Genomic DNA, 25627 nt, shown 5'->3' with positions numbered 1-25627 from the left:
TTTGATGTAGATAATCTTTGGATATATGGAAAAAACAAGAATTGGAAAATAAGGTGTGATACACAAAAAGAAAACAGCTTACCAGTAATAAGTGGTATTACTGTTAACAACGGAGTTAATTATTATACAGATGATATGCCAAATGGTGAAGATATTTTTAGTGATAGTTTAACAATTTCAACTAGAGGTGTATATAGTGGAACTGTAACTTATCATAAAGGGAGATTTCTTTTAGCAAATAATATTTTGGTAATGCAAATGCCAAATTATACAATAAATCAAAAGCTATTTTTCGGTTCTTTAATAAATAATTTATCTTATGGTGGATATGATGGGTATCCTAGAAAAGAAACCCTGAAAAACGATATAATCCAGCTTCCTGTGAAAGATGGTGAAATTGATTTTGATTTTATAGCGGCTTATGTAAGCGAGCTTGAAGCGGCTTATGTAAGCGAGCTTGAAGCGGCTTATGTAAGCGAGCTTGAAGCTTATCTGCAAGCAAGCGGGCTAGACAATTATGAACTGTCTAACGACGAACAAGCATCCTTAAAACTGGTCTCAGAACACAAAATCAAATGGAGCGAGTATCGGGTTGGTGATTTATTTGATGTAGATAATCTTTGGATATATGGAAAAAACAAGAATTGGAAAATAAGGTGTGATACACAAAAAGAAAACAGCTTACCAGTAATAAGTGGTATTACTGTTAACAACGGAGTTAATTATTATACAGATGATATGCCAAATGGTGAAGATATTTTTAGTGATAGTTTAACAATTTCAACTAGAGGTGTATATAGTGGAACTGTAACTTATCATAAAGGGAGATTTCTTTTAGCAAATAATATTTTGGTAATGCAAATGCCAAATTATACAATAAATCAAAAGCTATTTTTCGGTTCTTTAATAAATAATTTATCTTATGGTGGATATGATGGGTATCCTAGAAAAGAAACCCTGAAAAACGATATAATCCAGCTCCCCGTGAAAGATGGTGAAATTGATTTTGATTTTATAACCACTCTGGTTGTAGCGATTCAAAAGCTTGTTATTAAGGATGTTGTGCTTTACACAGAGCGGAAAATAGCGGCAACAAAAAAGATCACGGGCGGTTGTTAAAGCTCTCTGGGAGCACGAGAGGGTGGGCTGTGGGGGTGCTATAATTGCCTGCAGCAAGGGTAGAATTGTAGACCGGGAGGAATGAAATGGCGCTTAAACCTGCACTGGGAGTTCTCGTTTCCAAATCAAGCAAAATTGCGCTGCAGTTGTTAAAAAGAAAAGGAACCCACTATCCAGGGAAGCTCGCAAAGCTTGTAGACAGCCAGATAATTAAAAATATAGAAAAACCCGAAAAAAGAATAGCCGTAATGGGCACCAACGGGAAAACAACAACCACTAACTTAATAGCGGATTTTATGAAACATAAGAATATTTCTTATGGCAGCAATAGGCTCGGCTCAAACACCTACTACGGCATAGCCACAAGCCTAATAGATAACCTCTCAATCACCGGGAAAAATAAAAAAGAATTTGCGGTTTTAGAAATTGACGAACTGTGGGCTGCGCGTATCCTGTCAGAGTTTGAGCCAACAACAATAACAATCACTAACCTGTTTCAAGACTCTTATGAGCGAAACGCCAATATTTTTTACGTGTTTAATAGGTTGCAAGCGGGAATTCCAGACAGTGCAAAACTGATCCTGAACGCAAACGATCCAATTTCAAGCACTATTAAACCTGAAAACGAGAGAGTTTATTTTGCTGTTAACAACATTTTCAACGAGGAAGAAAGAAAATCTAGGATCAATGATTTCACTTATTGCCTGGACTGTCACGAAAAAATAGTGTGGGAGTTTAACAGATACCACCACATAGGGGAGTATCGTTGTGAAAAATCAGGCTTTACAACACCCAAAGCAAAATATTTAGTTAAAGCTTACGACGCCGTCAAAAACGAAATTATCATAGAAGAAGCCGGCATTCAATACGTTTTGCCGGTGATAGAGCCTATAATCGAGGTTGTCTACAACCAAATTGCAATGTACGCAACACTAAGAGAACACGGGCGCACTTACGAAGAAATATATAGCGTAATGGTGAAAACAAAAGTCGATAAATCAAGATTTGACAGTAAAAACGTTAAGGGCAGAAAAATAACAAGAATTGTAGCCAAAGGCTATAACCCCGTAGCTAACTCTAGGGTTTTTGACACTATTTCTAAATCTAACGATAAAAAAATGATCGTCTACCTGTTTGACAATCTAGAGATGGGTAATTATCTGCAAGAAAGAACCCCCGGGTGGATTAGCGACATAGATTTTGACGTGTTAAAAGACGGCAAAACAAAGATAGTTTTTAAAAGCGTGGTCGCAGCAGATTTCCTGATTCCGCTGCAACTAGCGGGAGTGGACAGAGAGAATATAAAGATAGCTGAAAGCGAAGCAGAAATAGCCAAATATGTAACGGATGAAACATCCATATACGTGCTGCACGATATTGAGGACATAAACCGGGCACAGGCCGAAAGGGTGATAAACCTTATCGCCGAGCACATAAATAAGGAGGGATAATAATGATAGTGGAAGTTTTATACCAGGAATTATTTATATACGGGGAAAAAGGCAACACGGAATATCTAAGGCAGATGTTCAAAGACGCAAAGTTTGTGCATACACAGCTAAACGACAAACCGTATTTTGCTGATAATCACGTTGATTTAATCATTATAGAACCGATCTCAGAGAGACACCTAGAGGTGGTATGCGGCAGGCTAAAACCCTATGCGGCAAAGCTGCGAGAGCTAATAGGTGCCGGAGTGCATTTTATTGCGTTTAATAACGCCCTAGACATACTGGGGAAATTTCTAACAGAGCAGGGTTTGGGCAAAAAAGAAGAAAAAGAAACTTTAAACCTATTTGACTACACAACAATCAGAGATTTAGATGATCGCTATGCGGAGCTTGCGGTTTTAGAGTATAAAAACACAGAGGTGCTTGCTATGAGCATGGGGTTTAGCCAGTATTACGGAAACACTAGCAACTATATTTACGATGTGAAAAGCGGTTTTGGGTTTAATAAAGAAACTAAAAGGGGAGGATACAGATACAAAAATGCTTTCCTTATAGAAGCATTGGGAAACGTGTTTATGTACAACCCTGAAGTAGCTAAGCTGCTGTTAAAAAGGTTTGATTGCGACGATAGTTTGCCTTTTGAAGCAGACGCATACGCCGCACATAAGCAGCGTTCCCGTTTGTGGAAGAAGTGCGGGATACACTAAAACACTAGCATTTAAACATAAAACACACAGCCTCACGGGGGTCTTTTGAATCCAGCGTGACGTTTGGTTGGAGCGGGTGACGGGAATCGAACCCGCGTCATTGGTTTGGAAGACCAAGGCTCTACCATTAAGCTACACCCGCAGTGTTTTGCAACAGTAGATAATGTTACTATAGTTTCTCTAAAAATGAAAATGTCCATATTTTGGGGCTGTAATCTACGCATCTGCAGCGTTTTAGATGCAAAAGATAGCCTGTTCGAGAGATGCAACATTGTAGACGGTAAGGCAAGTCGGCACACAAACATAATTTGACATCTTTATTTTTTCGTGATAATTTTATTTTTTACGTATGTCTAATCAAAATTACCAACAATAAAAGAGGTCTCATGCTATATTCGCCACGTGCCCCGCAAACGTTACTTGCTCTGGGTATTGCCGCCAGCATACTTGCGCCGACAGGCATTGCTGCGGCTATTTCAGCAAACACTGTTACCCCTATTACCTCGCAAAACGAGGATCCGATTTTAACAGTTGAGCAAGCCCAAGCAGCCGTTGATAGGGCGCAGGCTGCTGTTGCAAAAGCTGAGTCTCTGCTTGCTGCGGTAACTGCTGAGACTGCCGATGCTGTTGCAGCGTATGAGAAGGTTGAGAAGGCTTTGAAAACGGCTCAGACGGATGCTGATAAAGCGCTGGTAAACGCTGAGACTGCCCTTTCTAATGAGTTGAAAAAAGCCGAGGCAGGGCTAGCTGAAGCGCAGACTGCTGCTACTGCAGCGCACGAGAAACTTGCTGCGGCTAAGGAAGAAGCTAAAACTGCTTTGCAGGAGCATCAGGCTGCGCAGAACGCTGTGGCGCGGGCAGCGCAGCGGGTTGTTCGAGCACAAGCGGCAGCGCCTGATCCAAAGGTTTTAGAGGCGGCAGAAAATAATGCAGAAACAACTCAGAATGCTGCAGATAACGCGACTGAGCTGGCTCAGGCTAAAGCGAAAGAGCTTGATGATGCTAAGAAAGCAAAATCGGTAGCTGACGCGGCTCTTGTAAAGGCTACTGCAGCGCGTGAAGCTGCTAATGCTAAGGTGGCGGATGCTGCTGTTGCAGCTGCTGCAAAAACAGCAGATTTAGAGGCCGCTAAGCAGTCGAAAGCTGATGTTGAGGCTGTTATTAGTTCTGATTCTGCTTTGAGTGAGGCGAAAAAAGCCTTGGATGAGGCGCAGACGAAGCACGCAGCTGCTGCTGAGGTTGTCAAGCAGAAGCGTGCTACCCAGGAGGTTGCTGCTGCTACGGTTGTTGCGCAGAATAAGGTTGTTGAACAGGCGCAGGCTCGTGCTGCTGTTGAGCAGGAAAAGCTCGAAAAAGCTAGCAAGGTTGTGGCGGATAAGAAGGTCGCTGAGAAGGCAGCGGATGAGACTTATAAGGCTGCGAATGAGGTTTATAAGGCGGCTGTTGCTGCTAGTGATCAGGAAGTCAGGGGGGGGGTGTTCCAGAATCTAAGATTCGTGACGCTGAGGCTCGTGTAAACGCGGCGAAGACTGTGTTGCAGCAGAAGCAGGCTGCGCAACAGGCTGCTGAGGCTGCTTTGGAAAAGTCTAAGCTGGAAGCCACTGCGAAGTGGAATAGAGGCAGTGTGGGTTTCTTCGAACACAACGGGTCCGAGAGAGCGGTGAATGAATTTAAAACAAAATATAAAGCTCCCTATAACCTACAGGGTAAAAAAGTCCAAACACCGATTATAGATTTCACAACCATCGGCGCGAAAGATGATGCGACTGCGCTTGATAATATGTTGAAGGCTCTGACTTTCATCGATAAAGGCAACGAGTATCGGCAAGCCGGCGACAAGAATTTCCCTGTTTCTGCTGCCCTTATGGTGACCGATCAGCTGATGGCTATTTCTCAAATTAACGCTAACTATTCACGCACATACATGTTTGGTCACTCGGGCAACTGGGGGTTTTTGCGTGACTTTGGAACCGCGAGTGAAAACCTTGCGTGGAGTGATGATGCCTACGACGGTTGGTATGCGGCCGAGAAAAAATTGTATGACAAGCACGGCAAGGTAGGCTACGATCGTAATATTTCAGAGAAATACGGTACTTGGCAAGTAAACACAACGGGACACTACGAGTCTCTGATGAAACCCGACTTCAAATACACGGGTTTCGGGTATCGTTCTGGTCAGATAGTAACACAGCAGCTCTTCACCACTCGTCCTGACATGGAACAAACTTACACCGTCGCAGAGTACAGGAATCGCCTGAGCAGCTATATGCAAAATCTGCGCGAGCAAATAGCAAATGGTGATCCTGCTCTTAAGACTGTTTTGCAGGCCGCTGTTGTAGAGGTTGCGCAGGCGCAGAAAAATCTGGCTAGTACGGAGGCTGCGTTGGAGGATCTGCGTAACAGCAAAGTTGATCCTGATAAAGCACGCGCTGAGATGGAAAAAGCTAAAGTCATCTACGAGGCTGCTGTTGCTGAGCGTAAGGCTGCCGAGGCAGAACAGCGCAAACAGCAGGCAGCACACACTGCAGCGTCTCAGGCTGTAAGCAGCGCGCAGACAGCTCTCGCACCGTTGCAGAAAGTGAAAACTGAAGCGGACGCGGAGGTGGCAGTCGCGGAGGAGGTTCTGCAGGCAGCAACCGAGAAGCGTGATGAGAAGCAGCGGGGTTTTGATGCTGTTACAGCTATTAAACAGGATCCTCAGAAGGCGCTTGAAAAAGCGCAGGCTGCTATTGAGGCTGCGCAGGCTGCTTTAACTGCCGCGCAAAAGGTGCAGGCGGCGGCTGAAGCTACAGCACGTATGCTAGCAGATCAGCAGGATGCTGCCCGAAAGGTTGTTGATGGTGCTGCTGCTACTGTTACTGAAAAAACAGCGGCACACGGTCAGGCTTTAGCGGCTGCTGATGCTGCTGCTCGGGTTGCTAAGCAGGCTGCTGATGTGTTGCAGCCTTTGCAAGAGGCTCAGGCTGCGTTGGATGCTGCTTTGATTTCTAAAGCTGTTATTGAGCGTACTCTAGCAGAAGCTACAGTAGCGCTAGAGGCGGCGGATAATACTGTCGCCACGCTAACCATCGAGCAGCAGAAAGCTGAAATGGCTCTTGCTGCCGCTACTGCGTATCTTGCGAATGCGCAGGCGCTGCCGGCTGTTCGCGCCTGGTTGGATGATCCCGCAGGTTACACGCTGCCAGATTTCTTGTTGTCAGCCTATAGCGAGGCGCTAAAGACCGCTGCTGTGGTGCAGGATGCTACAGCACAGCTCGCTGCTGCTACAACGCCGGAGTATTTGGAGGCGAAGCGGAAGTTGGCTGCTGCTGAAGCTGAGCTTGCGCAGGCGCGTGCTGGTTTGGAGCGTGCGCAGGCTGTTTTAGATGAGTTGAAGGCTAGAGCTGGGTCTGATGCTGCTGATAAGAAGGGCGATCAGAGGAAAACGCTGCCGCACACCGGCGGGGCGGATCTGACAGCTATTTTTGTTGCTGCTTCTGGAATCACGCTTGTTGGTGGCGTTGTTGCTGCGTCTCGCAGGCGTGAAAACAGCTAGCGGCTCGCTGTTATAACAGGAGGGGTGCCTGGTCGGGCATAATTTGTCTGGTCGGGCGCTTTTCGTATAACCTGAGGTGGTTGAGGTGTCGATACGCGCATCACCTGCGAGGGGATATATATAAAAAACTTCCGTGTTTCCAAGAAAGTGAAAACACGGAAGTTTATGTGGACAGCTGCTACTGCAAGGAGAATTCCTTGGAGATTTCACCGTCAGAGAATGTCCCCGAAACCTTCACAGTCACCGGTGAAGTTTCATCTGAGAGCACATAACCTCTCACATAGTTCAATGTCCCGCCCGGCTGAATTTTTTTCAGTATGTCGGCAGCTTCGTAACCTTCAGGTTTTTCGTTGAGATAGACGGCAGTTTCTAACTCAACACCATTTTGAAAGGCCTGCACGTTGTAATCAAAAATATTGGATTCTTTGTCCTTCTGATTATTTGTTACTTCCAGCCCCACAGCGACAGTGGGCTTTGAATTATAGTTAGCAACTGACTTAGTAACGGAAGTAATCTTGATGTGGTACTTGCCGTCAGCAACATCACCTTCATCATCCTTACCGTCGGAATCAGTCTTTGCTGCAGTGTCGGCTGGTTTTTCAGCAGGAGCAGATTCCGCCTTATCTGATTGAGCTGAGGTGCTTGGCGCAGAAACAGAGGACTGTAAGTCCAATGCTTTAGAAAATAAATACTGTGTACCAAGGGTAATCGCGATGCTCAAAACAGCCACGACAACAGTCGCGATAGCAAGACCTCTGCCTTGACGCTTCCCTTGTGGTTTAGTGGCAATAAAAGCAACAATGCCGAGGATCAGGGCAATTGCGCCAAGGAAGAAAGCGAAATTATTAATTATCGGAATCCAACTGGTGACTAGCGCAAGAATGCCAAGGATGAGACCAGCGATTCCAGAAGCGGTCATTGACTTGTGAGTAGTTACATTGTTATACGTTGGTGAAACACCGCTCTCAGGAACTACGGATGGGGGGGGGGGTACTCATATTTTTATCCTCTCAAGGTTGAAAAGACCCTCAAAGTGTAGGGCTACGCTAAGTATAGCATTTTTCACTGCGCGGGGGAAGTAAGAACACTGTCTGAGTGAGTATGTAACGATGAGGTCATTTCAATTGAGGTGTTGTGCTGCGGGGATGTTGAGGTGTTGAGCTGTGGGTGCGGATCCGCTTTCCACAGCCCGTAATTCTTCAGATGTTGCACAGTTAGGCATAACTTACTAGATAATCGCGCGGGCGGGTATTACTCTTAAAACATAATTGTAAACCAGCTGTGAGGAGATTAAAATGGCACAGAATAAAACATTAACGGCTTCACCGGATTTAGCGACTGGAGTTGCGCAGTTTTTGACTCCTGTTGTGCGGGATTTGATCGCGCTTTCGGTGAATGCGAAGCAGGCGCACTGGCATTTGCGCGGGGTTAATTTTGTGAGTTTGCATGAGTTCCTTGACACCGTAGCAGATCATGCTCGGGAGGCTTACGACACCGCTGCCGAGCGGGTTGTGGCGCTCGGTTTGCCCATTGATGCGCGCTTAACAACGGTTGCGCAGAAGGCAACGAATCCGGTGCCCGCTGAGGGTTTCCAGCAGTACGAGCAGATTGTGGCGGATATGCTGGAGCAGTTTGATGCGGCGCTCGGTTCTGTGCGGGAGGCTGTTAAGGAGCTTGACGAGATTGATCCTGTTTCGCAGGATATTGCAATTGCGATTCAGCAGCAGTTGGAGCAGGACCGCTGGTTCTTGTACGCGCATATCGGGTCGTAAACAGGGGTTAGCAAACCCTTGCTGGTTAGGAACGTGCTCGTAGCGAGTTTTTTGGCGGGCTTGTGATGAGTCTGTGCGGGCGCTTGACAGGTTTTTCGGCGTGCTCGTGGCGAGTTTGTGCGTGCTCGTGGCGGATTTAGCCGCCCGGATAGCTTATTGCGAGCGCGCAGGCAGCAGCACGTAGTCGTTCTTCACTGTTGGACAAAACCCGCCACTTTTCCACAGGGTGGCGGGTTTTGTGCGATATATCGCGGGTGAATGTAGAATTAAAATCTACATAATTTTGGAATCAAGGAGTTTACGGTGGCAGACGGCTTTGCTCGCTTCAGTGATCGCAGTGTTATTGCGATGCGTGTTAATGGTGAATTAAAAGACCTTGCTCATCCGCTCACAGAGCATGACACGGTAGAGCCGGTAACTCTCGATTCTCCTGACGGGCTAGATATTCTGCGGCACAGCGCAGCTCACGTGCTCGCGCAGGCCGTGCAGAATATTAACCCTGAGGCAAAGCTGGGGATAGGCCCGCCAATTCAAGACGGTTTTTATTACGATTTTGATCCGGCAGAGCCTTTCACTCCTGAATATCTTAAAGCTATTGCCGTGCAAATGCAGAAAATCATTAAGCAGGGGCAGCGCTTTGTGCGTCGTGTTGTAACAGAAGAGCAGGCGCGTGAAGAGCTTGCAACGGAGCCCTACAAGCTAGAGCTGATTGGCTTAAAAGGTGGCGGCGACAACGGTGAAAACGTTGAGGTTGGCGGCTCAGAGCTAACCATCTACCAAAATATCGACGCTAAAACCGGCGAGGTTTACTGGCAAGATCTCTGCCGTGGCCCGCATCTGCCAAACACGAAGCTTATCGGCAACGGCTGGGCTCTCATGCGTAGTGCCGCAGCATACTGGCGCGGCAGTGAAAAGAATCCGCAGCTGCAGCGCATTTATGGCACTGCATGGCCAAGCAAAGAGGAATTGCGCACCTATCAGACCAGGCTTGAAGAGGCTGCAAAGCGCGACCATCGGAAGCTCGGCACGGAGCTGGATTTGTTCAGTTTCCCTGAGGAAATCGGTTCGGGGCTGGCTGTTTTCCACCCGAAGGGTGGCATTGTACGCAACGAGATGGAAAACTACCTGCGTAAGCAGCTGTTGGCGGCGGGGTACGAGCTGGTAAACACGCCGCACATCACCAAGGGACAACTGTTTGAAACCAGCCAGCACCTTAACTGGTATAAAGACGGGATGTTCCCGGCGATGCACCTTGACGCGGTAATCGACGGTGAAAAAGTTGTTAAACCGGGGCAAGATTACTATTTAAAACCCATGAACTGCCCTTTCCATAACCTTATCTTTAGGGCGCGCGCGCGCAGCTATCGTGAGCTGCCGCTGCGGCTTGCGGAATTTGGCACGGTGTACAGGTACGAAAAAAGTGGTACGCTTGCCGGGCTTACAAGGGTGCGCGGTATGACCCAGGATGACGCACATATTTATGTCACCGCAGAGCAGGTAAGCGCTGAAATCAAAAGTCAGCTGGAGTTTATTTTTGAAACCCTGCGCGGTTACGGGCTAGCAGATTTCTATCTTGAGCTGTCTACTCGCGACGCAGAAAAAAGCGTTGGAAGTGACGAACAGTGGCAGACTGCGGAGGCTATGCTGCAGCAAATTGCTGTTGAATCAGGGCTTGAGCTGGTTGCGGACCCGGGCGGAGCTGCGTTCTACGGGCCGAAAATCTCGGTGCAGGCGTATGACGCGATCGGGCGCACCTGGCAGCTGAGCACTGTGCAGCTTGATTTTAATCAGCCGGAACTGTTTGAGCTTGAGTATGCCGCCGCTGACGGCAGTCGGAAACGCCCGATTATGATCCACCGCGCTCTGCTCGGCTCGATTGAGCGCTTTTTTGGTATTTTGCTTGAGCATTATGCGGGTGCTTTCCCTGTTTGGTTAGCGCCGACACAGGTTGTTGGAGTTCCGGTTGCGGCAGAGTTTGCGCCCTATCTTAACGATGTTATTGAGCAGCTGCGCAGCCGGGGTGTACGTGCTGAGCTTGACAACAGCGACGACCGGATGCCGAAGAAGATCCGCACCCACACTAAAGCTAAGGTGCCTTTCCAGCTTATTGCTGGTGCTGACGATATGGCGGCCGGCGCGGTTAGCTTCCGTTTCCGTGACGGATCTCAGCTAAACGGGCTGCCGGTTGCTGCTGCTGTGCGGCGTATTCTGGACGCTATTGCGAGCCATGAGCAGGTTAATACGGCGTGGAGCGAGTAGCAGGTAGCGCGATCAAACCAGGGACGGGGTTTAGTGCTGAGGCGGCGGGAGTGGCAGCTGAACCGGTGTATCAGCAGGCGGTAAAGTCGGTGTCACAGGTGACTAGGGCAGCGGCAGCAGAGACGCCCGGGGCGGGGGTTACACCTGAATCCGTGGCGGATTTTGCGGCGGGCGCGCCTGACGGGTTTTCAAGGTTGTGGGTGCCGCATCGCATGGCGTATATTGCTGATCACACGCAGGCGGGGGCTGATGACTGTCCGTTTTGCGCCGCGCCGCAGCTTGCCGACGAGCGGGCACTGATTGTGCACCGCGGTGCATACGCCTTTGCGCTGCTCAACCTGTACCCGTATAACGGCGGGCACCTGCTGGTTTGCCCGTACCGGCACATTGCCGGGTACGACGAGGCTAACCGGGCAGAAACGGCAGAAATTGCGACCCTCACACAGCAGGCCATGCGGGTTTTACGGAGTGTCTCAGGGTGTCACGGTTTTAACATCGGAATGAATCAAGGTGAAGTTGCTGGCGCGGGCGTTGCCGCGCACCTGCACCAGCATATTGTGCCGCGGTGGCGTGGGGATGCTAATTTCCTGCCGATCATTGGTCGTACCAAAGCTTTGCCCGAGCTGTTAGCGCAAACAAGAGAGAAAATATCTGATGCCTGGTCTAAAATCTAAGATGCAAACACTAAAATAGTGGGAAACAGTTTTTGATTTATTAGAACGAGGTGCACAGTGTCAGGACATTCCAAGTGGGCAACAACAAAACATAAAAAAGCTGCGCTCGACGCAAAACGCGCAAAAGCGTTTGCTAAACTCACGAAAAATATTGAGGTTGCAGCTCGCGCCGGCGGTGCTGACTTAGAAGGCAACCCGGGGCTTGAGCTGGCGGTGCATAAGGCTAAAAAGCAGTCTGTGCCAAACGATAATATTGAGCGTGCTATTAAGCGCGGCGCGGGTCTAGCCGGCGACACAGTTAACTACGAAACTATTATGTACGAGGGCTACGGCCCAAACGGGGTAGCGCTGCTGATCGAGTGCCTCACTGACAATCGCAACCGCGCGGCAACAGAGGTGCGCACCGCTGTTAGCCGCAACGGCGGCAATATGGCCGATCCTGGCAGCGTTGCTTACAACTTCGCGCGTAAGGGAGTTATTACGGTGCCGCAAGAGGGCACAACAGAAGATGACGTTTTAAACGCGGTGCTTGAGGTCGGTGCAGAGGATGTCTCACCAACACCAAACGGTGAGTCCTTTGAGGTTATCACCGAGCCTAACGACGTTGAAGCTGGCAGGCAGGCGCTTATTGCTGCTGGAATTGACTACGACTCCGCAGAGGTTGAGTTCGTTGCCGGGCTTAAAGTTGAAATCGACGCTGACACCGCGCGCAGAGTGTTTAAACTAATTGACGCGCTAGAAGACAGCGACGATGTGCAAAACGTGTACTCTAACTTTGATCTAACAGCTGAGGTGCAGGCTGAGCTTGTTGCTGACGAGTAGGTTTACGCGTTTCAAAGCGTCACTATGAGGGTTGTTTTAGGAATCGATCCGGGGCTTACTCGCTGCGGTGTCGGCTTAATCGAGGTTAAATCCGCACGGCGGCTTGAGTTTTTACACGTTGAGGTGCTGCGCTCGGCGGTTGAAGATCCGCTAGAGCAACGGTTATTGCAGCTCGGGAGCGCGATTGAACGCCTGCTTGACGGGCCAGAAAAGCCCGCCGATATCGCGATTGAGCGGGTTTTTGCGCAGGAGAATCTGCCGTCGGTTATGGGTGTTGCGCAGATTTCTGGGATTGTTTTATACGCGGCCGCAAAGCGCGGTATTCCGGTGAAAATGTACACCCCAAACGAAGTGAAACTGCAGGTCACAGGGTACGGAGCCGCAGAAAAATCGCAAATAATCGCGATGGTTACGAAAATCCTGGGGCTGCAGACCCCGCCAAAACCGGCGGACGCGGCGGATGCGCTCGCGCTCGCAATCACGCACGCCTGGTTTTTAGCGCGCGGCGGTGGATCACAGAGCGCAGCAGCTGGAATAAACCAGAATTTGCGGGTGACTCCGAAACCCGCGAGCGCGCTCACCGCGGCGCAGCGCGCCTGGCGTGAGGCGGAACAAAAAACTGGTCGCCGCAGGGGTGGTATCCGCCGCTAGAGCGCCGTAGCTATTCTCGCGGGGTTGCGTTTGGCCCCTGCGGGTTAATATCCGGAATTGAGTTAAGCTTAATTGTGTGTGTGCGAATCGCTTTGATGGTCTCTTCAACCTCGTGAGCTTTGCGACGTCGCTTCCGGTCGAATGCGCGCTGTTCTGGCAGACTCCAGCCGAAGAACATCGCGAGCAGGCGCAGCGCCGCTGTGACAATCACACAGGTTATGCCCGCGGCTGTGGCATCCGCATTAAAATACGTCATGGTTGCAGTTATTGTGCACCCCACAACCGCAGCAATAGCGTAAAACGAGCCAACGTGCATCGCTGCAATGGGCAGGTTCAGGAAAATATCCCGCAGAATGCCACCCCCGACGGCGGCGAAAGTGCCTATCATAATCGAGGGCACAACCGGCAGCCCGTACGCGAGCGCTTTGGTCGTGCCGATAGCGGCAAACGCCCCGAGCGAGAGCGCGTCAAAAATGTTCAGAATCGTGTCCACCTTAACCAGCATCCGCTGCAGCAGCATACCCAGCATTCCGGTGGTTATCGCGACCAGCAGATGCACGTTAGAGCTGAAAGCCGCGGGGGTGATATCGATCATGGTATCGCGCAAAATACCGCCCCCAACCCCGCAGGTGACCGCGATTAGAGCAACCCCGAGCAGGTCGATCCGCTTAAATGTTGCCGCAAACAGGGCGCCCTGCAGGCTGCCGAGCCCGAGAGCGGCAGACTCCAGGGCGGGGTGAATAGCGAAAATTTCAGTAGAGACCACAATTAATTTTCGCAAATTTTAGCCTCCGCAACAAGCTGGATACAGTAGACTTGAAAGTATGGCTGTTTTACGGGATTATGGGATTGTGCTGCGCACCCACAAACTCGGCGAATCAGACCGGATTGTTTCGATGCTCACAATGCGGCACGGTTTGCGGCGGATCGTCGCGCGTGGCGTGCGGAAGACCAGCTCTAAAATCGGGGCGCGGTTGGAACCGTTTTCGGTTGTGGATATTCAGTTTTACGAGGGGCGCAGTCTTGACAGCGTAAATCAGGTTGAGACGGTTGCGCTTTACGGTTCTGCAATTAGTGCAAATTACGAGAAATACCAGGTCGGGATGGTTATTGCGGAGACGGCCTATCAGATAACCGAGTCGGCCACCGGTGCCGAGCAGTTTCAGCTGCTGGCAGGTGCGCTGCGGGTGCTTGCGAATGCGCGTTCTGATCCGCAACTGGTGCGAGATAGCTATATGCTGCGTGCCCTCGCTTTTGCGGGATGGCAAATTGAGCTGTTGCGGTGTGTGAACTGCCAGGAGAATTATTATCAGGCGTTTTTTAGTGCGGCATTGGGCGGCACCGTGTGTCAGGTGTGCAAAACTGAGCCGCTGCCGGTTTTGAGCGAGAACGCTATAGCGCTACTCGTTGCGCTGTTGCGCGGCGACTGGGACACTGCGTTTGCAAGCTCCTCCCGAGCGAGAAAAGAAGCCAGCGGCACGGTGAAAGCGTTTGCGCGGTGGCATTTAGAAAGAGCACTAAAATCGTTATAGCTTTATTTGCCAGCTTAGAATGGGGATTATGTGACATCTGCACAAAAACTGTTGTCGCTTGATTGGACGCAGCAAACCCCGCCGAAGTTTGCCGGTGCGTTGCCCGCGCACGTTGCAATCGTTATGGACGGCAACGGGAGGTGGGCGAACGAACGCGGGTTAACGCGCGTTGAGGGACACCGGCAGGGGGAGAAAACGCTTTTGGACGTGGTTGCCGGGGCGGTGCAGGCGGGGGTTGAGAATCTTTCGGTGTACGCGTTTTCAACCGAAAACTGGCGGCGCTCTCCCGAAGAAGTGCGGTTTTTAATGGGTTTTAACCGGCAGGTTTTGCGCTCCAGGCGGGATCAGTTGCACGCCTGGAACGTGCGCATGAGATGGGCGGGTAGGCGTCCTAAGCTGTGGTCGTCTGTGCTTAAAGAACTGCAGGAGGCGGAGCGGCACACCCGCGCCAACACGGGATTAACCCTCACAATGTGCATTAATTACGGCGGGCGCAACGAGATTGTGGACGCAACTCGCAAGGTTGCGGCGGAGGTTGCGGCGGGACGGTTGCACCCGAAACACATTTCTGAGCGCACTCTGGCGCGGCATATGTACGTGCCGGAGTTGCCTGATGTGGATCTTTTTTTGCGCACCTCGGGCGAAATGCGCACGAGTAATTTTTTAATGTGGCAGTCGCCGTATGCTGAGCTGATGTTCACAGACACTCTCTGGCCCGATTTTACGCGCGAGCATCTGTGGCGTGCGCTAAGCGCGTACAGCTCGAGAGAGCGTCGTTTCGGGGGCGCTCTTGATGTGCCGTGCAGTTTTTAGGGGAGCGGGGTGTTTGTAGGTTGCTGCGGCTGTTGGGCGGTGGATTTATTTGTGCTTTGGTGCTGTGCTTTTAGGGACTCGGGGTTATTCGCAGGTTGCTGCGGTTGCTGAGTGCGTAATTTATCCACAATTTAGCGCCGCTGTGCCCTTGATTTTGCGGGGTGTGGCAAAATATATGTACGATGAATGAAATTTGTGCCAGACCGTTAAAAATTGGTGAGCTGAGTTTTGATATCCCTGTTGAGCTCGCTCCGATGGCCGGCATCACCAACACCGCGTATCGCCGGCTCTGTCGCGAGTACGGCGCAGGGGTTTTTGTGAGTGAGATGATTACGAGCCGCGCCCTTGTTGAGCGCACGCCCGGCACAATGCGATTAATTCAGTTTCACAGCAGCGAAACTCCCCGGTCACTGCAGCTTTACGGGGTTGATCCGGTAACTATCGCCAAGGCCTGCAAAATAATTGTGGACGAAGATTTAGCGGATCATATAGACCTTAATTTCGGCTGTCCCGTGCCAAAAGTAACCCGCAGCGGCGGTGGCGCGGCGTTACCGTGGAAGCAAGATTTATTCGCGTCAATTGTACAAAACGCAGTGAAAGCGGCGGGGCATTTGCCGCTCACAATTAAAATGCGTAAAGGGATCGACAGCTCACACCTAACCTTTTTAGACGCCGGAAAAATGGCGGTGGATGCGGGAGTTGCCGCAATCGCGTTGCACGCTCGCACGGCGGCTGAACACTATTCGGGTCAGGCCGACTGGGATGCAATAACAGAGCTTAAAAACTTAGTTAGTGCAATTAGCGATATTCCGGTGCTCGGCAACGGTGATATTTGGTGCGCGGCAGACGCGCTTAAAATGGTTGTAAAAACTGGCTGTGACGGCGTTGTTGTGGGGCGCGGATGCCTTGGGCGACCGTGGCTGTTTGGTGATTTAGAAGCCGTTTTTAGAGCCCGGCGTGGTGAAATAACTTTTGAACAGGCAAAACAGGCGATGGCAGCACCCAATTTGGGTGTTGTAATGCAAGCGGTACGCCGTCACACAGAGCTTTTAATTGAGTTTTTCGGCGGTGACGAAGCTCACGCCTGCCGCGATATTCGCAAGCATATGGCTTGGTATTTCAAGGGTTACGGGGTTGGCGGTGAGGCGCGGCGCGCGCTTGCCACTGTAACAAGCCTTGCGCACATGGACGATATTTTTGCGACAATGGATGCGCAAATGTCGTATCCGGGAGCGGGCGCTGAGGGGCAGCGCGGCAGGGCTGGCAGGCCAAAAACCCCGAAGTTGCCCGAAGGGTGGCTTGAGTCGCGCAGCTGTGAGAGCGTAGATTTTACTGAGCTTGCTGACGCCGAAAGAGATGACAGCGGTGGTTGAGACGCAGGAGCTGTTGTCAGCACAGGGATATGCGGAAGCGGATTTTGAGCGCTACACTCCAGAATCGCACGGCACACAGCGCGGCGACTTTGCGCGCGATCGCGCGCGCATTATTCACAGCTACAGCTGGCGCAGACTGGCCGCGAAAACGCAGGTTTTAAGCCCCATAGCGGGGCTTGATTTTGCGCGTAACAGGCTCACCCACTCTTTGGAGGTTGCGCAGATCGGGCGGGAGTTGGCGGCGAGTTTCGGAGTCAGCTGTGATCTTGTGGATTCTGCGTGTTTGGCGCATGATCTGGGGCATCCGCCGTTCGGGCACAATGGCGAGGTAGCTCTTAACGCCTGGGCTGACGATGTCGGCGGTTTTGAGGGCAACGCGCAAACTCTTAGAATTTTAAGCAGGCTCGAAGCGAAAAAATACAGCCCCGCAGGAGATAGCGTGGGGCTTAATTTGACGCGGGCAACGCTTGACGCCAGTTGCAAATATCCGTGGTCGCGCTCTGGCGGTGTCGATGAGGCACCGCGCGCAAAGTTTGGTTACTATCTCGATGATAAACCCGTTTTCGACTGGCTGCGTGAGGGTGCTGTCACCGGCAAAAAGTGTTTTGAGGCTCAGCTGATGGATCTTGCCGACGATATTGCGTATTCTGTGCATGATTTTGAAGACGCGGTTTTTGGGGAGTATATCGATCCGCTATTGCTAAACTCGCGTGCCGGGCACGAGCAGCTGCTGCAGAGTATTGTTGCTTGGAACGGCGCGGATGCTGCGAGCTGTGATGAGGTTGCGGTGGCTTTTGAGCGGTTGGCTGCGCTGCCCGGGTGGTTGCACAGCTGGAGCGGATCGCGGCAGGACGCGGCGCAGTTAAAGAACCTAACGAGTGATTTAATAGGGCGTTTTGTGAAGGGGGCTGTGGCGCAGACGTGTGAGGGATTTGCGCGGCACGATTTTGCCCGGTACGGAGCTGATGTGCTTGTGCCTGTGGGTGTGCGCGCTGAAGTGGCTGTTTTTAAGGGGCTTGTGGCGGCTTTTGTGATGAATGCGGGCAGGAGCAAGCCCGCCTACCAGCAGCAGCGCGATGTGCTTACGGAGCTGCTACAAAAGCTGTGGCGGGAGCCGGCGCATTTGGAACCGGTTTTTGCAGCGGATTTTGCGACCGCTAAGAGCGAGCAGGATGCTAAAAGGGCTGTTGTTGATCAGGTCGCAAGCTTGACAGATGCGGGAGCTGTGGCGCTGCACAGCAAGCTTTGCGCGCTCGGAAGTTAGCGCAGCTCTGGGGGTTGTTGCGCGCGCGGTGGCGCAGCGTGTGCTGAGCGGTTTTGAGCGCCTGGGTGGCGTTGAGCGGTGCGTTTTGCGACGCAGCAGGTATCGCGCGGGGCAGGCAGCGTCAACTGGTGTCAGATAGCGCGCAGCTAGCCGCCTTCGCTGATAGCTAGTAGAATGTAATTTATGGCAGGCATAATTCCAAAATCAGATATTGCCGCTATTAAACAGCGGATTAATATAGTTGATCTGCTAAATGATTATGTCACGCTGAAGCGCGCCGGGGTTGATTCATTTAAGGGACTGTGCCCTTTTCACGAGGAGCGCACCCCGAGTTTTCACGTCAGCTTGAATCTGGGAACATACCACTGCTTTGGCTGCGGCGAGTCGGGCGACGCGATCAGATTTTTGGAAAATTATGAGCATTTAAGTTTTATTGAAGCCGTAGAAAACCTCGCGGGTCGCATTAATTACACAATCAACTATGAAGCGGGCGATCACAAACCCGACGGTGTTAGTAAAACGCGACTCTATGTGGCGCACCAGGTGGCTGGCGAGTTTTACGCTGCGCAGCTTAATACGCAACAGGGGCAAATCGCGGTGGATTTTTTGGCGCAGCGCGGGTTTGATAGGGAAGTGCTGGCGCGTTTTGGGGTGGGGTATTCACCCAACAGCTGGAACGCGCTATTCGGGCATCTTATGGCAAAGGGTTTTAGGCAGGAAGAAATTCTTGAGAGCGGGCTTGTATCCCGGGGCAGCAAGGGCGTTTACGACCGTTTCAGAGGGCGTATTATGTGGCCGATCCGCGATTCCACAGGGCAGCCCGTGGGGTTTGGTGCGCGTCGCCTGCTGGATTCTGACACCGGCCCCAAATATCTCAACAGCCCCGAGTCGGATATTTATCACAAAGCGCAGCTGCTGTACGGAATCGACCTTGCGAAGTGGGTTATTGCGAAAAACAAGCGGGCCGTGATTGTTGAGGGCTACACTGACGTGATGGCGTGCCATCTGGCAGGAATCGAGTGCGCTGTTGCAACCTGCGGCACTGCCTTTGGGGCGCAGCACGTTGCTCTTTTGCGGCGGATCTTGGGCGACGATAGCACCGCAGAGGTTATTTTCACTTTTGACCCGGATTCTGCGGGGCAGGCCGCGGCCCTGAAAGCGTACGGGGAAGAGCTGAAATTCAGTGCGCAAACATACGTTGCAAACAATTTATGGGGGCTTGATCCGAGCGATCTGCGGCAGCAGCGGGGTGATGACGAGCTGCGCAATATGTTCAATACGAAAACCCCGCTGTTTGAGTTTGCGCTGGAACATTCGATTCAGGGTTTTGATCTGAACGCCATTGCAAGCAGGTTTGCTGCTCTCCAGAATGCCGCGCCGATTGTGAAGCGGATCCGCAGCGCCACACTGCGCGCGGAGTACACACGCGAGCTAGCAATAATGTTGGGCATGGAGCTTGGACCGGTGCGTGCGGCGGTTGCAAACGCGAATCCGGATGCTGCCGGTCAGGGTTCGCGGCAGGCAACTGCGCAGGCGGAGCGGGTGGCAGGTGAGATGCCGTCTGGTGTGTATGCCGGGGGTGTCGGTGGCGTGTCGCCTGACGTGCGTGCGACCGCTGGCGCGGGTGGTGCACCGCGCGGCATGGATGCTGCCGATGGCGGCGCACAACCCGGCATATACGCCGGCTCTGTTGGCGAGCAGGAGGCTCTGAAAGTGATGATTCAGTATCCGCAGCTGATCGGGCTTGAGCTGTTATCGCGCGCAATGGAGGCGCATTTGAGCGCCGTGGCGCTGCGCGATGTGCGCGACGCGGTTAAAGCATGCCTGCCTAGTTTGGTAGCTGGCGCATCCGCTTTTGATGTTGAAGAAATAGTCGCGCGTACTCCCGAGCGGTCGCGATCGCTTGTGAGGGCGCTTGCGTGCTCGCCGCTGCCTGTTGCTAACAGGGAAGGGCTTCCCCGCTACTGTAAGCAGATAGTGCGCGAACTGGTGCGGCACGATCTTGAGAACCTACAGCGCGAACTGCGCCAGCGGCTGCAGCGCATGGCTGATGTTGGCAGCGCAGAAGCGGTGCAGATACAAAAATATCTGAGCGCTATTGAACAGGAAAAACGCAATTTAAGACTTGCGGGAGAATTGTATGAATGAAGTTTTTGTGCGCGTGAGCGACCTGTCACTAGAGTATCTCGGACACGGCGGTCTGCCGCCGCATCGGGTGCTGATTATGCAGCACGGGCAGGCCGTTGGTGAGGGTCTTTTGCAGAGCGTGTTTGTCGGTGCCGGTCACGAGTATGTGAAACAGATGGCGGATATTCTGCGCAGCACAGCTTTTGGCGAGGCAGCGGCGCGCAAAATCGAGGGTGATAACGAGGATCGCTGAGACTATTTGCGCTTTGTTTTGGATTGCTGTATAGTTTATTGATGTCAATCGACATTCCCTTGTAGCTCAATTGGCAGAGCAGCCGGCTGTTAACCGGCAGGTTGTTGGTTCGAGTCCAACCGGGGGAGCAGCACTGTCGCCGGTGGTGGTGGTTTTGTCCGTTGGCTGTTATCTGGCTGCTGCGCCTGTGAGCTTTGCGATAGCTATAGCGTTTCACTATCCTTCATTATGTTCGTCTGTTAGCTTGTTGTACACAGCGGCGGTGATACTGCAATTCTGTGTTTGCCCGGCGGAGCGCGGATTTGCCGCGAGCAGAGGCTTGGTAAACACCGGTGTTTGTGAAAGAAGAGCGGTGCTGATGTTTTTGCGCAAGCATACACATCTTGGGTATTTTTCTCTTGCTGAGGTACTGTGTTACGGGTCAATACTGGGATATTTTTAGGCGATTCAGGGGTGTGGTTTTGTCGTGGAGATTGCTGAACACGACCTGCTTGGAATCCTGATTTTGGCTCACGCGGCAATTGTTGGTTACGTTTTTCAATTATTAAGGCAAGCAAATCAGAGCATCGCAGGCGCGCTAATATTATCGGGGCAGCGGTGATTGCGCCGGTGATACTGGTGATTTTGGTGGTGGCTAATAATGCCCTATCCGGGGCTGTTTTCCTCGTTGCGATACTGCTGTATATGTTCTGCAAGCAGCGCGGATACTGTTTCAAGCGCCCCGCACAGCTCTCCTCGTTGAAAGTTACAGAGGGCGACCAGACTGCTTAACGTTGTTTGGTCGCCTTTGTTTTAGGGATAACTTGTGCCGCAGTTGCGCAACTGCGGGTAAGTTGCTCCAGTTTGTGCTAGTATTTCAGTATCTCGCAATTTGTGTCGGTGTGCGTTAATTTTTTGTTAACGCACAGGTCGGTTGTTTGTGGCGCTTATTCAGCTTGATCGGGTATAATAGTTAAGATGTAAGTGTGCTGTAATGGCAATTGCTTGTGTTGGTTTGGTCGGTTTCCCGATTGCCTCGGGGTGTAGCTCAGCTTGGCTAGAGCGTCCGGTTTGGGTCCGGAAGGTCGCAGGTTCGAATCCTGTCACCCCGACTGACCGACACAAACAAAACTTATTATTTTGTATAAGCGATCAAACGAGAGGTTTAATTTTGCCGATTAACAAAGCTGAAAAGCTAAGCTCAACCCGCGCAAAACTCACTGTGATGCTCACAGAGGCAGATTTAGAGCCTTATCTAAAAGATGCGTATAAGAACATTTCAAACCAGGTTTCAGTTCCCGGTTTCCGTAAAGGTCACGTGCCCGCACCCATTATTGATAAGCGTATTGGCAAAGGCGCTGTTATTCAAGAGGCACTTAATAACTCACTTGATGATTTTTTCCAGATAGCGCTTAAGGAATCAGGCGAGCGTCCGCTCGGTCGTCCAACCGCAGATGTTGAAAAGTGGCTTGACCCTAAAGATCCCGAGAGTGAGCTTGTGCTCGCATTTGAGCTTGAGGTGCGTCCAGAGTTTAAAATGCCGCAGTACTCACGCTACGTTATCAACGTGGACGATGCTGATATTGCAGAAGACGCAACTAAAACAGAGCTTGATAAACTGCGTGAAAACTTCGGTGAGCTTAAAAATGTTGAGCGCGCAGCCGCTAAAGACGACTATGTAACCATTGACATGGTTGCATCAATCGACGGCAAAGAGGTGGATCGTGCTGAGGGAGTTTCATACAAGGTTGGTGCGGGCAATATGCTTGACGGGATGGATGAGGCGCTTGAAACCCTCACAGCAGGAGAAAAAACCACATTCAAGTCACAGCTGCTGGGCGGTGAGTTCGAGGGTCAGGACGCTGAGATTGAGGTTACCGTAAATGTCGTGCAGGAGCGCGAGCTTGCGGCAGCTGATGACGAGTTTGCAAAGCTTGCGAGCGAGTTTGAAACCATAGCAGAACTGCGCGAAGACATTGCTAAACGAGTGCAGCAGCGGGCAGTTTTTGAGCAGGGAGTTCAGGCACGCGATATTTTCATTGAAAAATTAATTGACGGTTCAAAAATTGAGCTTTCCGATGAGTTTATTGCTGAAAGCGCGCAAGAGCACATTGCAAACCAGGGCGTTGAAAACGACGCAGAGCGTCGCGCTGAAATCAAAGCTGAAGTTGCAAAACAGGTTAAAATGCAGATTCTCTTTGACGCGATTATCGAGCAGGAAAATGTGCGCCCAACTCAAAACGAGATCAGCGCTTATATTTTCCAAGCGGCACAGCAGTACGGCATTGAGCCTGGACAGTTTATACAGATGGTTTCTCAGAACGGACAGCTGGGCGTAATCTCCGGCGAGGTTGCACGCAATAAGGCACTTGCTATTGCGCTTGGTAAAACAACCGTTAAAGATAAGAGCGGCAATATTGTTGATCTTAGCGAGTTCACCCGCGTTGATGAGGAGTCAGACGATTCCGACAGTAACGCTGGAGCAGCTCATGATGAGAGCTCAGCAGTTAAATAACTAATTGTTTCTAAGACCCGGTTGCGCAAAATGTGCAACCGGGTCTTGTCGCAGCAGGGCAAATAGTTTGCCCTTGGCGAACAAACGAGATAAATTTCACAAATGCTAGTATTCTCGTAATTGTACTAATAGAAAGTGAGTGGCAATTAAAATGAATAATCAGGCTGCGCAACAGGCTAGTGTTTTTGATCGTTTACTAAAAGATCGCATTATCTGGTTGGGTCAAGAGGTGAGCGACTCTAATGCTAATGAAATCTGTGCAAAAATTCTGCTGTTAGCTGCGGAGGATCCAAAATCTGATATTTATTTATACATTAATTCTCCCGGCGGATCGATCACTGCCGGAATGGCTATTTACGATACGATGCAGTTTGTGCAAAATGATATTGTCACAGTCGGTATCGGCATGGCAGCGTCGATGGGGCAGTTCCTACTCACAGCGGGCACACGCGGTAAGCGGTATATAACACCAAACGCCAGGGTGCTGTTGCACCAGCCGCACGGCGGATTCGGTGGCACAGCCAGCGATATTCAAACACAGGCGCAACTGATTTTGGGAATGAAACAGCGCCTGGCTGAAATTACCGCAGCAAACACGGGCAAAACTGTTGAGCAAATACACGCTGACGGAGATCGCGATCGCTGGTTCAACGCAGAAGAAGCGCTTGAGTACGGTTTTATTGATTATATTCGAGAATCAGCAAACGACGTTGTCGGTGGCGCAGGCACTAAAAATTAATTACAGAGGATAAAAAGCATGTTGAACACTTCACAAAAACCAAACGTACTACGCAATATGCCACAGGCGCGCTATGTGTTACCAACCTTTGAAGAGCGCACAGCATACGGTTACAAAAGACAGGATCCGTACGCAAAACTCTTTGAAGACAGGATTATTTTCTTGGGCGTGCAGGTTGACGATGCTTCAGCTGACGACATTATGGCGCAGCTATTGGTGCTCGAAAGCCAAGATCCGGATCGTGACATTATGATGTACATTAACTCTCCGGGCGGCTCATTCACTGCGATGACCGCAATCTACGACACCATGCAGTACATTAAACCGCAGGTGCAAACGGTGTGCCTGGGGCAGGCAGCATCCGCAGCCGCTGTTTTGCTGGCGGGCGGCGCGCCAGGGAAGCGTCTTGCATTGCCGAACGCGAGAGTTATGATCCACCAGCCCGCAACAGGTGAGGCGGGGCGCGGTCAAGCATCTGACATTGAGATTCAAGCAAAAGAAATTATGCGGATGCGTGAATGGCTTGAAGAAACTCTCGCGCAACACTCCAATCGCAGTGTTGAGGATGTTAAAAAAGACATTGACCGTGACAAAATGCTAAACTCGCAGGAAGCGCTTGAATACGGGCTAATAGATCAGATTCTAAAAAGCCGTAAAGAAGCACAGGCTTCATAAAAGTTTTAGCTTTGCGGCGGGGTATGCGATTTTGCCGCTAAAAATGTTTAACATTGTTAAATAGTTTGGAGGCGATAAATGGCTAAAATTAGTGATTCGGGTGATACCCTAAAATGCTCGTTCTGTGGCAAAACACAGAAGCAGGTTGAGCAGCTAATCGCGGGCACGTACGTTTACATATGTAACGAGTGCGTTGCAACCTGTGCTGAAATAATTGCAACCCGCGAAACCTCAGAGAGCAGCTCTGAAGTTGCGCTAAACCCGGCAAAACCGCGTGAGATTGCGGAGTTTCTAGACCAGTATGTGATCGGTCAAGATCGCGCAAAACAGGCTCTTGCGGTCGCTGTTTACACCCACTATAAGCGGGTGCAAAACAGTCGTAAACTCGCCAGGCAAGATGATAAAGCACAAGATCTTGAAATCTCAAAATCTAATGTGCTGATAATCGGGCCCACAGGAACCGGTAAAACTCAGCTGGCGCAGGCGCTCGCCAAACAGCTTGACGTGCCCTTCACAATAGCCGACGCAACCGCTCTCACGCAGGCGGGGTACGTTGGAGAAGATGTTGAGAGCATTCTGTCGGGGCTGTTAAGAGCAGCGGATTTTGACGTTGCCAAAGCCCAGCACGGTATTGTTTATATTGACGAGATAGACAAAATAGCTCGTAAATCTGACGGTCCCTCAACCTCGCGAGACGTTTCAGGTGAGGGAGTGCAGCAGGCGCTGCTTAAAATCTTTGAGGGAACTGTAGCTGCCGTGCCACCCGAGGGCGGTCGTAAAATGCCTGATCAAGAACACATTAACATTGACACGAGCAACATTTTGTTTATTGTTGCCGGTGCTTTTGCCGGCCTTGATGAGGTTGTGCAGAAGCGTTTGGGGCGCGGTGGAATTGGCTTCGGCGCTGAAATCGGCGATAAAATAGTGGCGCGAGATGCCTATTCAAAGGTAGAGCCAGAAGACCTGCAAAAGTACGGCATAATTCCTGAGCTGATCGGGCGCTTGCCCGTGATCACGAGCGTTGATCCGCTAGATGAAACGTCTCTTGTGCGAATTCTTACAGAACCGCGCAATGCCCTGATTAAGCAGTACAAGTACCTGTTTGAGCTTGACGGGATTGAGCTTGACTTTACGCAGGATGCGCTCGCAGAGATTGCGCAGCAGGCGCTTGCGCGCGGCACGGGCGCGCGAGGTCTGCGTTCGATTCTGGAGCGCGTGTTAGCTCCCGTAATGTTTCACGCGCCATCTGACAACACGATTGTGAAAGTGTTAATAACCGTTGATGTGATTAACGGATCGGCGCAGCCCCGGGTGCTTCGCAAAAAACGCGGCATTAAAAAGAGCACCACGGGCGCGGCGTAGCATCT

The 25627-nt window shown here is 50.9% G+C and carries 24 protein-coding genes and 3 tRNA genes; 23 read left to right on the top strand and 4 right to left on the bottom strand.

Going from position 1 to position 25627, the window contains the following annotated elements; translation table 11 throughout:
* The 3 genes from KJY78_RS05010 to KJY78_RS05000 form a co-directional block, all read left to right on the top strand.
* Positions 1–1119, top strand: a 1119-nt coding sequence (locus KJY78_RS05010; RefSeq protein ID WP_214337511.1) for a restriction endonuclease subunit S, incomplete at its 5' end; no start/stop codon positions are given.
* A gap of 86 nt (positions 1120–1205) precedes the next feature.
* Positions 1206–2570, top strand: coding sequence for a MurT ligase domain-containing protein (locus tag KJY78_RS05005; RefSeq protein ID WP_214337510.1), 1365 nt, complete (start codon positions 1206–1208; stop codon positions 2568–2570).
* 2 nt (positions 2571–2572) lie between these two features.
* Positions 2573–3277 (top strand): hypothetical protein, encoded by a 705-nt coding sequence (locus tag KJY78_RS05000; protein ID WP_214337509.1) that lies wholly within the window; start codon positions 2573–2575, stop codon positions 3275–3277.
* A gap of 68 nt (positions 3278–3345) precedes the next feature.
* Here the strand turns inward: KJY78_RS05000 and KJY78_RS04995 are convergent.
* A tRNA-Gly gene (locus KJY78_RS04995) sits at positions 3346–3419 on the bottom strand.
* A 244-nt stretch (positions 3420–3663) separates the two neighbouring features.
* Here KJY78_RS04995 and KJY78_RS04990 point away from each other — a divergent pair.
* Together KJY78_RS04990 and KJY78_RS06805 are read left to right on the top strand one after the other, a co-directional pair.
* Positions 3664–4794: a hypothetical protein gene (locus KJY78_RS04990; protein ID WP_214337508.1), complete on the top strand. Its 1131-nt coding sequence runs from the start codon at positions 3664–3666 to the stop codon at positions 4792–4794.
* Positions 4795–4937: 143 nt separating this feature from the next.
* Positions 4938–6812 (top strand): hypothetical protein, encoded by a 1875-nt coding sequence (locus KJY78_RS06805; protein ID WP_214337507.1) that lies wholly within the window; start codon positions 4938–4940, stop codon positions 6810–6812.
* 178 nt (positions 6813–6990) lie between these two features.
* Here KJY78_RS06805 and KJY78_RS04980 read toward each other — a convergent pair whose 3' ends face one another.
* Positions 6991–7731, bottom strand: coding sequence for a DUF5067 domain-containing protein (locus KJY78_RS04980; protein WP_214337506.1), 741 nt, complete (start codon positions 7729–7731; stop codon positions 6991–6993).
* A gap of 376 nt (positions 7732–8107) precedes the next feature.
* Between KJY78_RS04980 and KJY78_RS04975 the strand changes: the two genes are divergently transcribed.
* The 5 genes from KJY78_RS04975 to ruvC all read left to right on the top strand — a co-directional run bounded on the left by KJY78_RS04975 (position 8108) and on the right by ruvC (position 12990).
* Positions 8108–8584 carry a Dps family protein gene (locus KJY78_RS04975; RefSeq protein ID WP_214337505.1) on the top strand — a complete coding sequence of 159 codons (477 nt, stop codon included), beginning with the start codon at positions 8108–8110 and terminating at the stop codon, positions 8582–8584.
* A gap of 348 nt (positions 8585–8932) precedes the next feature.
* Complete coding sequence (thrS, locus tag KJY78_RS04970) at positions 8933–10843, top strand: threonine--tRNA ligase (RefSeq protein ID WP_214337516.1); 1911 nt, start codon at positions 8933–8935, stop codon at positions 10841–10843.
* Between the two features lie 152 nt (positions 10844–10995).
* Positions 10996–11517 (top strand): HIT family protein, encoded by a 522-nt coding sequence (locus KJY78_RS04965; RefSeq protein WP_348771201.1) that lies wholly within the window; start codon positions 10996–10998, stop codon positions 11515–11517.
* Positions 11518–11574: 57 nt separating this feature from the next.
* Positions 11575–12339 carry a YebC/PmpR family DNA-binding transcriptional regulator gene (locus KJY78_RS04960; RefSeq protein WP_214337504.1) on the top strand — a complete coding sequence of 255 codons (765 nt, stop codon included), beginning with the start codon at positions 11575–11577 and terminating at the stop codon, positions 12337–12339.
* A 24-nt stretch (positions 12340–12363) separates the two neighbouring features.
* On the top strand, positions 12364–12990 hold the full coding sequence (gene ruvC, locus KJY78_RS04955; RefSeq protein WP_214337503.1) for a crossover junction endodeoxyribonuclease RuvC: 627 nt from the start codon (positions 12364–12366) through the stop codon (positions 12988–12990).
* Between the two features lie 10 nt (positions 12991–13000).
* Here ruvC and KJY78_RS04950 read toward each other — a convergent pair whose 3' ends face one another.
* Positions 13001–13756 carry a trimeric intracellular cation channel family protein gene (locus KJY78_RS04950; protein ID WP_348771199.1) on the bottom strand — a complete coding sequence of 252 codons (756 nt, stop codon included), beginning with the start codon at positions 13754–13756 and terminating at the stop codon, positions 13001–13003.
* 58 nt (positions 13757–13814) lie between these two features.
* Here KJY78_RS04950 and recO point away from each other — a divergent pair, with 58 nt between their 5' ends.
* The 8 genes from recO (at position 13815) to KJY78_RS04910 (ending at position 20480) form a co-directional block, all read left to right on the top strand.
* Entirely contained in the window at positions 13815–14522 is a 708-nt protein-coding gene (gene recO / locus KJY78_RS04945) for a DNA repair protein RecO (protein WP_214337502.1), read from the top strand.
* A 30-nt stretch (positions 14523–14552) separates the two neighbouring features.
* Positions 14553–15335: an isoprenyl transferase gene (locus KJY78_RS04940; RefSeq protein WP_214337501.1), complete on the top strand. Its 783-nt coding sequence runs from the start codon at positions 14553–14555 to the stop codon at positions 15333–15335.
* Positions 15336–15517: 182 nt separating this feature from the next.
* Positions 15518–16708, top strand: a complete 1191-nt coding sequence (dusB, locus tag KJY78_RS04935; protein WP_214337500.1) for a tRNA dihydrouridine synthase DusB — start codon at positions 15518–15520, stop codon at positions 16706–16708.
* Positions 16692–17972, top strand: a complete 1281-nt coding sequence (locus KJY78_RS04930; protein ID WP_214337499.1) for a deoxyguanosinetriphosphate triphosphohydrolase — start codon at positions 16692–16694, stop codon at positions 17970–17972. Before dusB ends, KJY78_RS04930 begins: the two co-directional genes overlap by 17 nt.
* Positions 17923–18111: a hypothetical protein gene (locus KJY78_RS04925; RefSeq protein ID WP_214337498.1), complete on the top strand. Its 189-nt coding sequence runs from the start codon at positions 17923–17925 to the stop codon at positions 18109–18111. The genes KJY78_RS04930 and KJY78_RS04925 overlap by 50 nt, the downstream gene beginning before the upstream one ends.
* 44 nt (positions 18112–18155) lie before the next feature.
* Positions 18156–20120: a DNA primase gene (dnaG, locus tag KJY78_RS04920; RefSeq protein WP_214337497.1), complete on the top strand. Its 1965-nt coding sequence runs from the start codon at positions 18156–18158 to the stop codon at positions 20118–20120.
* Positions 20113–20352: a hypothetical protein gene (locus KJY78_RS04915; protein WP_214337496.1), complete on the top strand. Its 240-nt coding sequence runs from the start codon at positions 20113–20115 to the stop codon at positions 20350–20352. Before dnaG ends, KJY78_RS04915 begins: the two co-directional genes overlap by 8 nt.
* A 55-nt stretch (positions 20353–20407) precedes the next feature.
* Positions 20408–20480 (top strand) — tRNA-Asn (locus tag KJY78_RS04910).
* 111 nt (positions 20481–20591) lie between these two features.
* Here KJY78_RS04910 and KJY78_RS04905 read toward each other — a convergent pair.
* Positions 20592–21068 (bottom strand): hypothetical protein, encoded by a 477-nt coding sequence (locus KJY78_RS04905; protein ID WP_214337495.1) that lies wholly within the window; start codon positions 21066–21068, stop codon positions 20592–20594.
* A gap of 300 nt (positions 21069–21368) precedes the next feature.
* Here KJY78_RS04905 and KJY78_RS04900 point away from each other — a divergent pair.
* The 5 genes from KJY78_RS04900 to clpX all read left to right on the top strand — a co-directional run bounded on the left by KJY78_RS04900 (position 21369) and on the right by clpX (position 25622).
* Positions 21369–21443, top strand: a tRNA-Pro gene (locus KJY78_RS04900).
* A 59-nt stretch (positions 21444–21502) separates the two neighbouring features.
* Positions 21503–22846 carry a trigger factor gene (gene tig, locus KJY78_RS04895; RefSeq protein WP_214337494.1) on the top strand — a complete coding sequence of 448 codons (1344 nt, stop codon included), beginning with the start codon at positions 21503–21505 and terminating at the stop codon, positions 22844–22846.
* Positions 22847–22997: 151 nt separating this feature from the next.
* On the top strand, positions 22998–23585 hold the full coding sequence (locus KJY78_RS04890; RefSeq protein WP_214337493.1) for an ATP-dependent Clp protease proteolytic subunit: 588 nt from the start codon (positions 22998–23000) through the stop codon (positions 23583–23585).
* 18 nt (positions 23586–23603) lie between these two features.
* A complete protein-coding gene (locus tag KJY78_RS04885; protein ID WP_250544194.1) occupies positions 23604–24260 on the top strand; it encodes an ATP-dependent Clp protease proteolytic subunit in 657 nt (218 codons plus the stop codon).
* A gap of 78 nt (positions 24261–24338) precedes the next feature.
* On the top strand, positions 24339–25622 hold the full coding sequence (clpX, locus tag KJY78_RS04880; RefSeq protein ID WP_214337492.1) for an ATP-dependent Clp protease ATP-binding subunit ClpX: 1284 nt from the start codon (positions 24339–24341) through the stop codon (positions 25620–25622).
* Positions 25623–25627: the final 5 nt, after the last annotated feature.

It is taken from the genome of Canibacter zhuwentaonis, from assembly GCF_018531145.1.
GTDB classification, from domain to species: Bacteria; Actinomycetota; Actinomycetes; order Actinomycetales; family Microbacteriaceae; genus Canibacter; species Canibacter zhuwentaonis.
The sequence above is the reverse complement of the archived record's forward strand: the minus strand, read 5'-3'. Positions and strand labels throughout refer to the sequence as shown.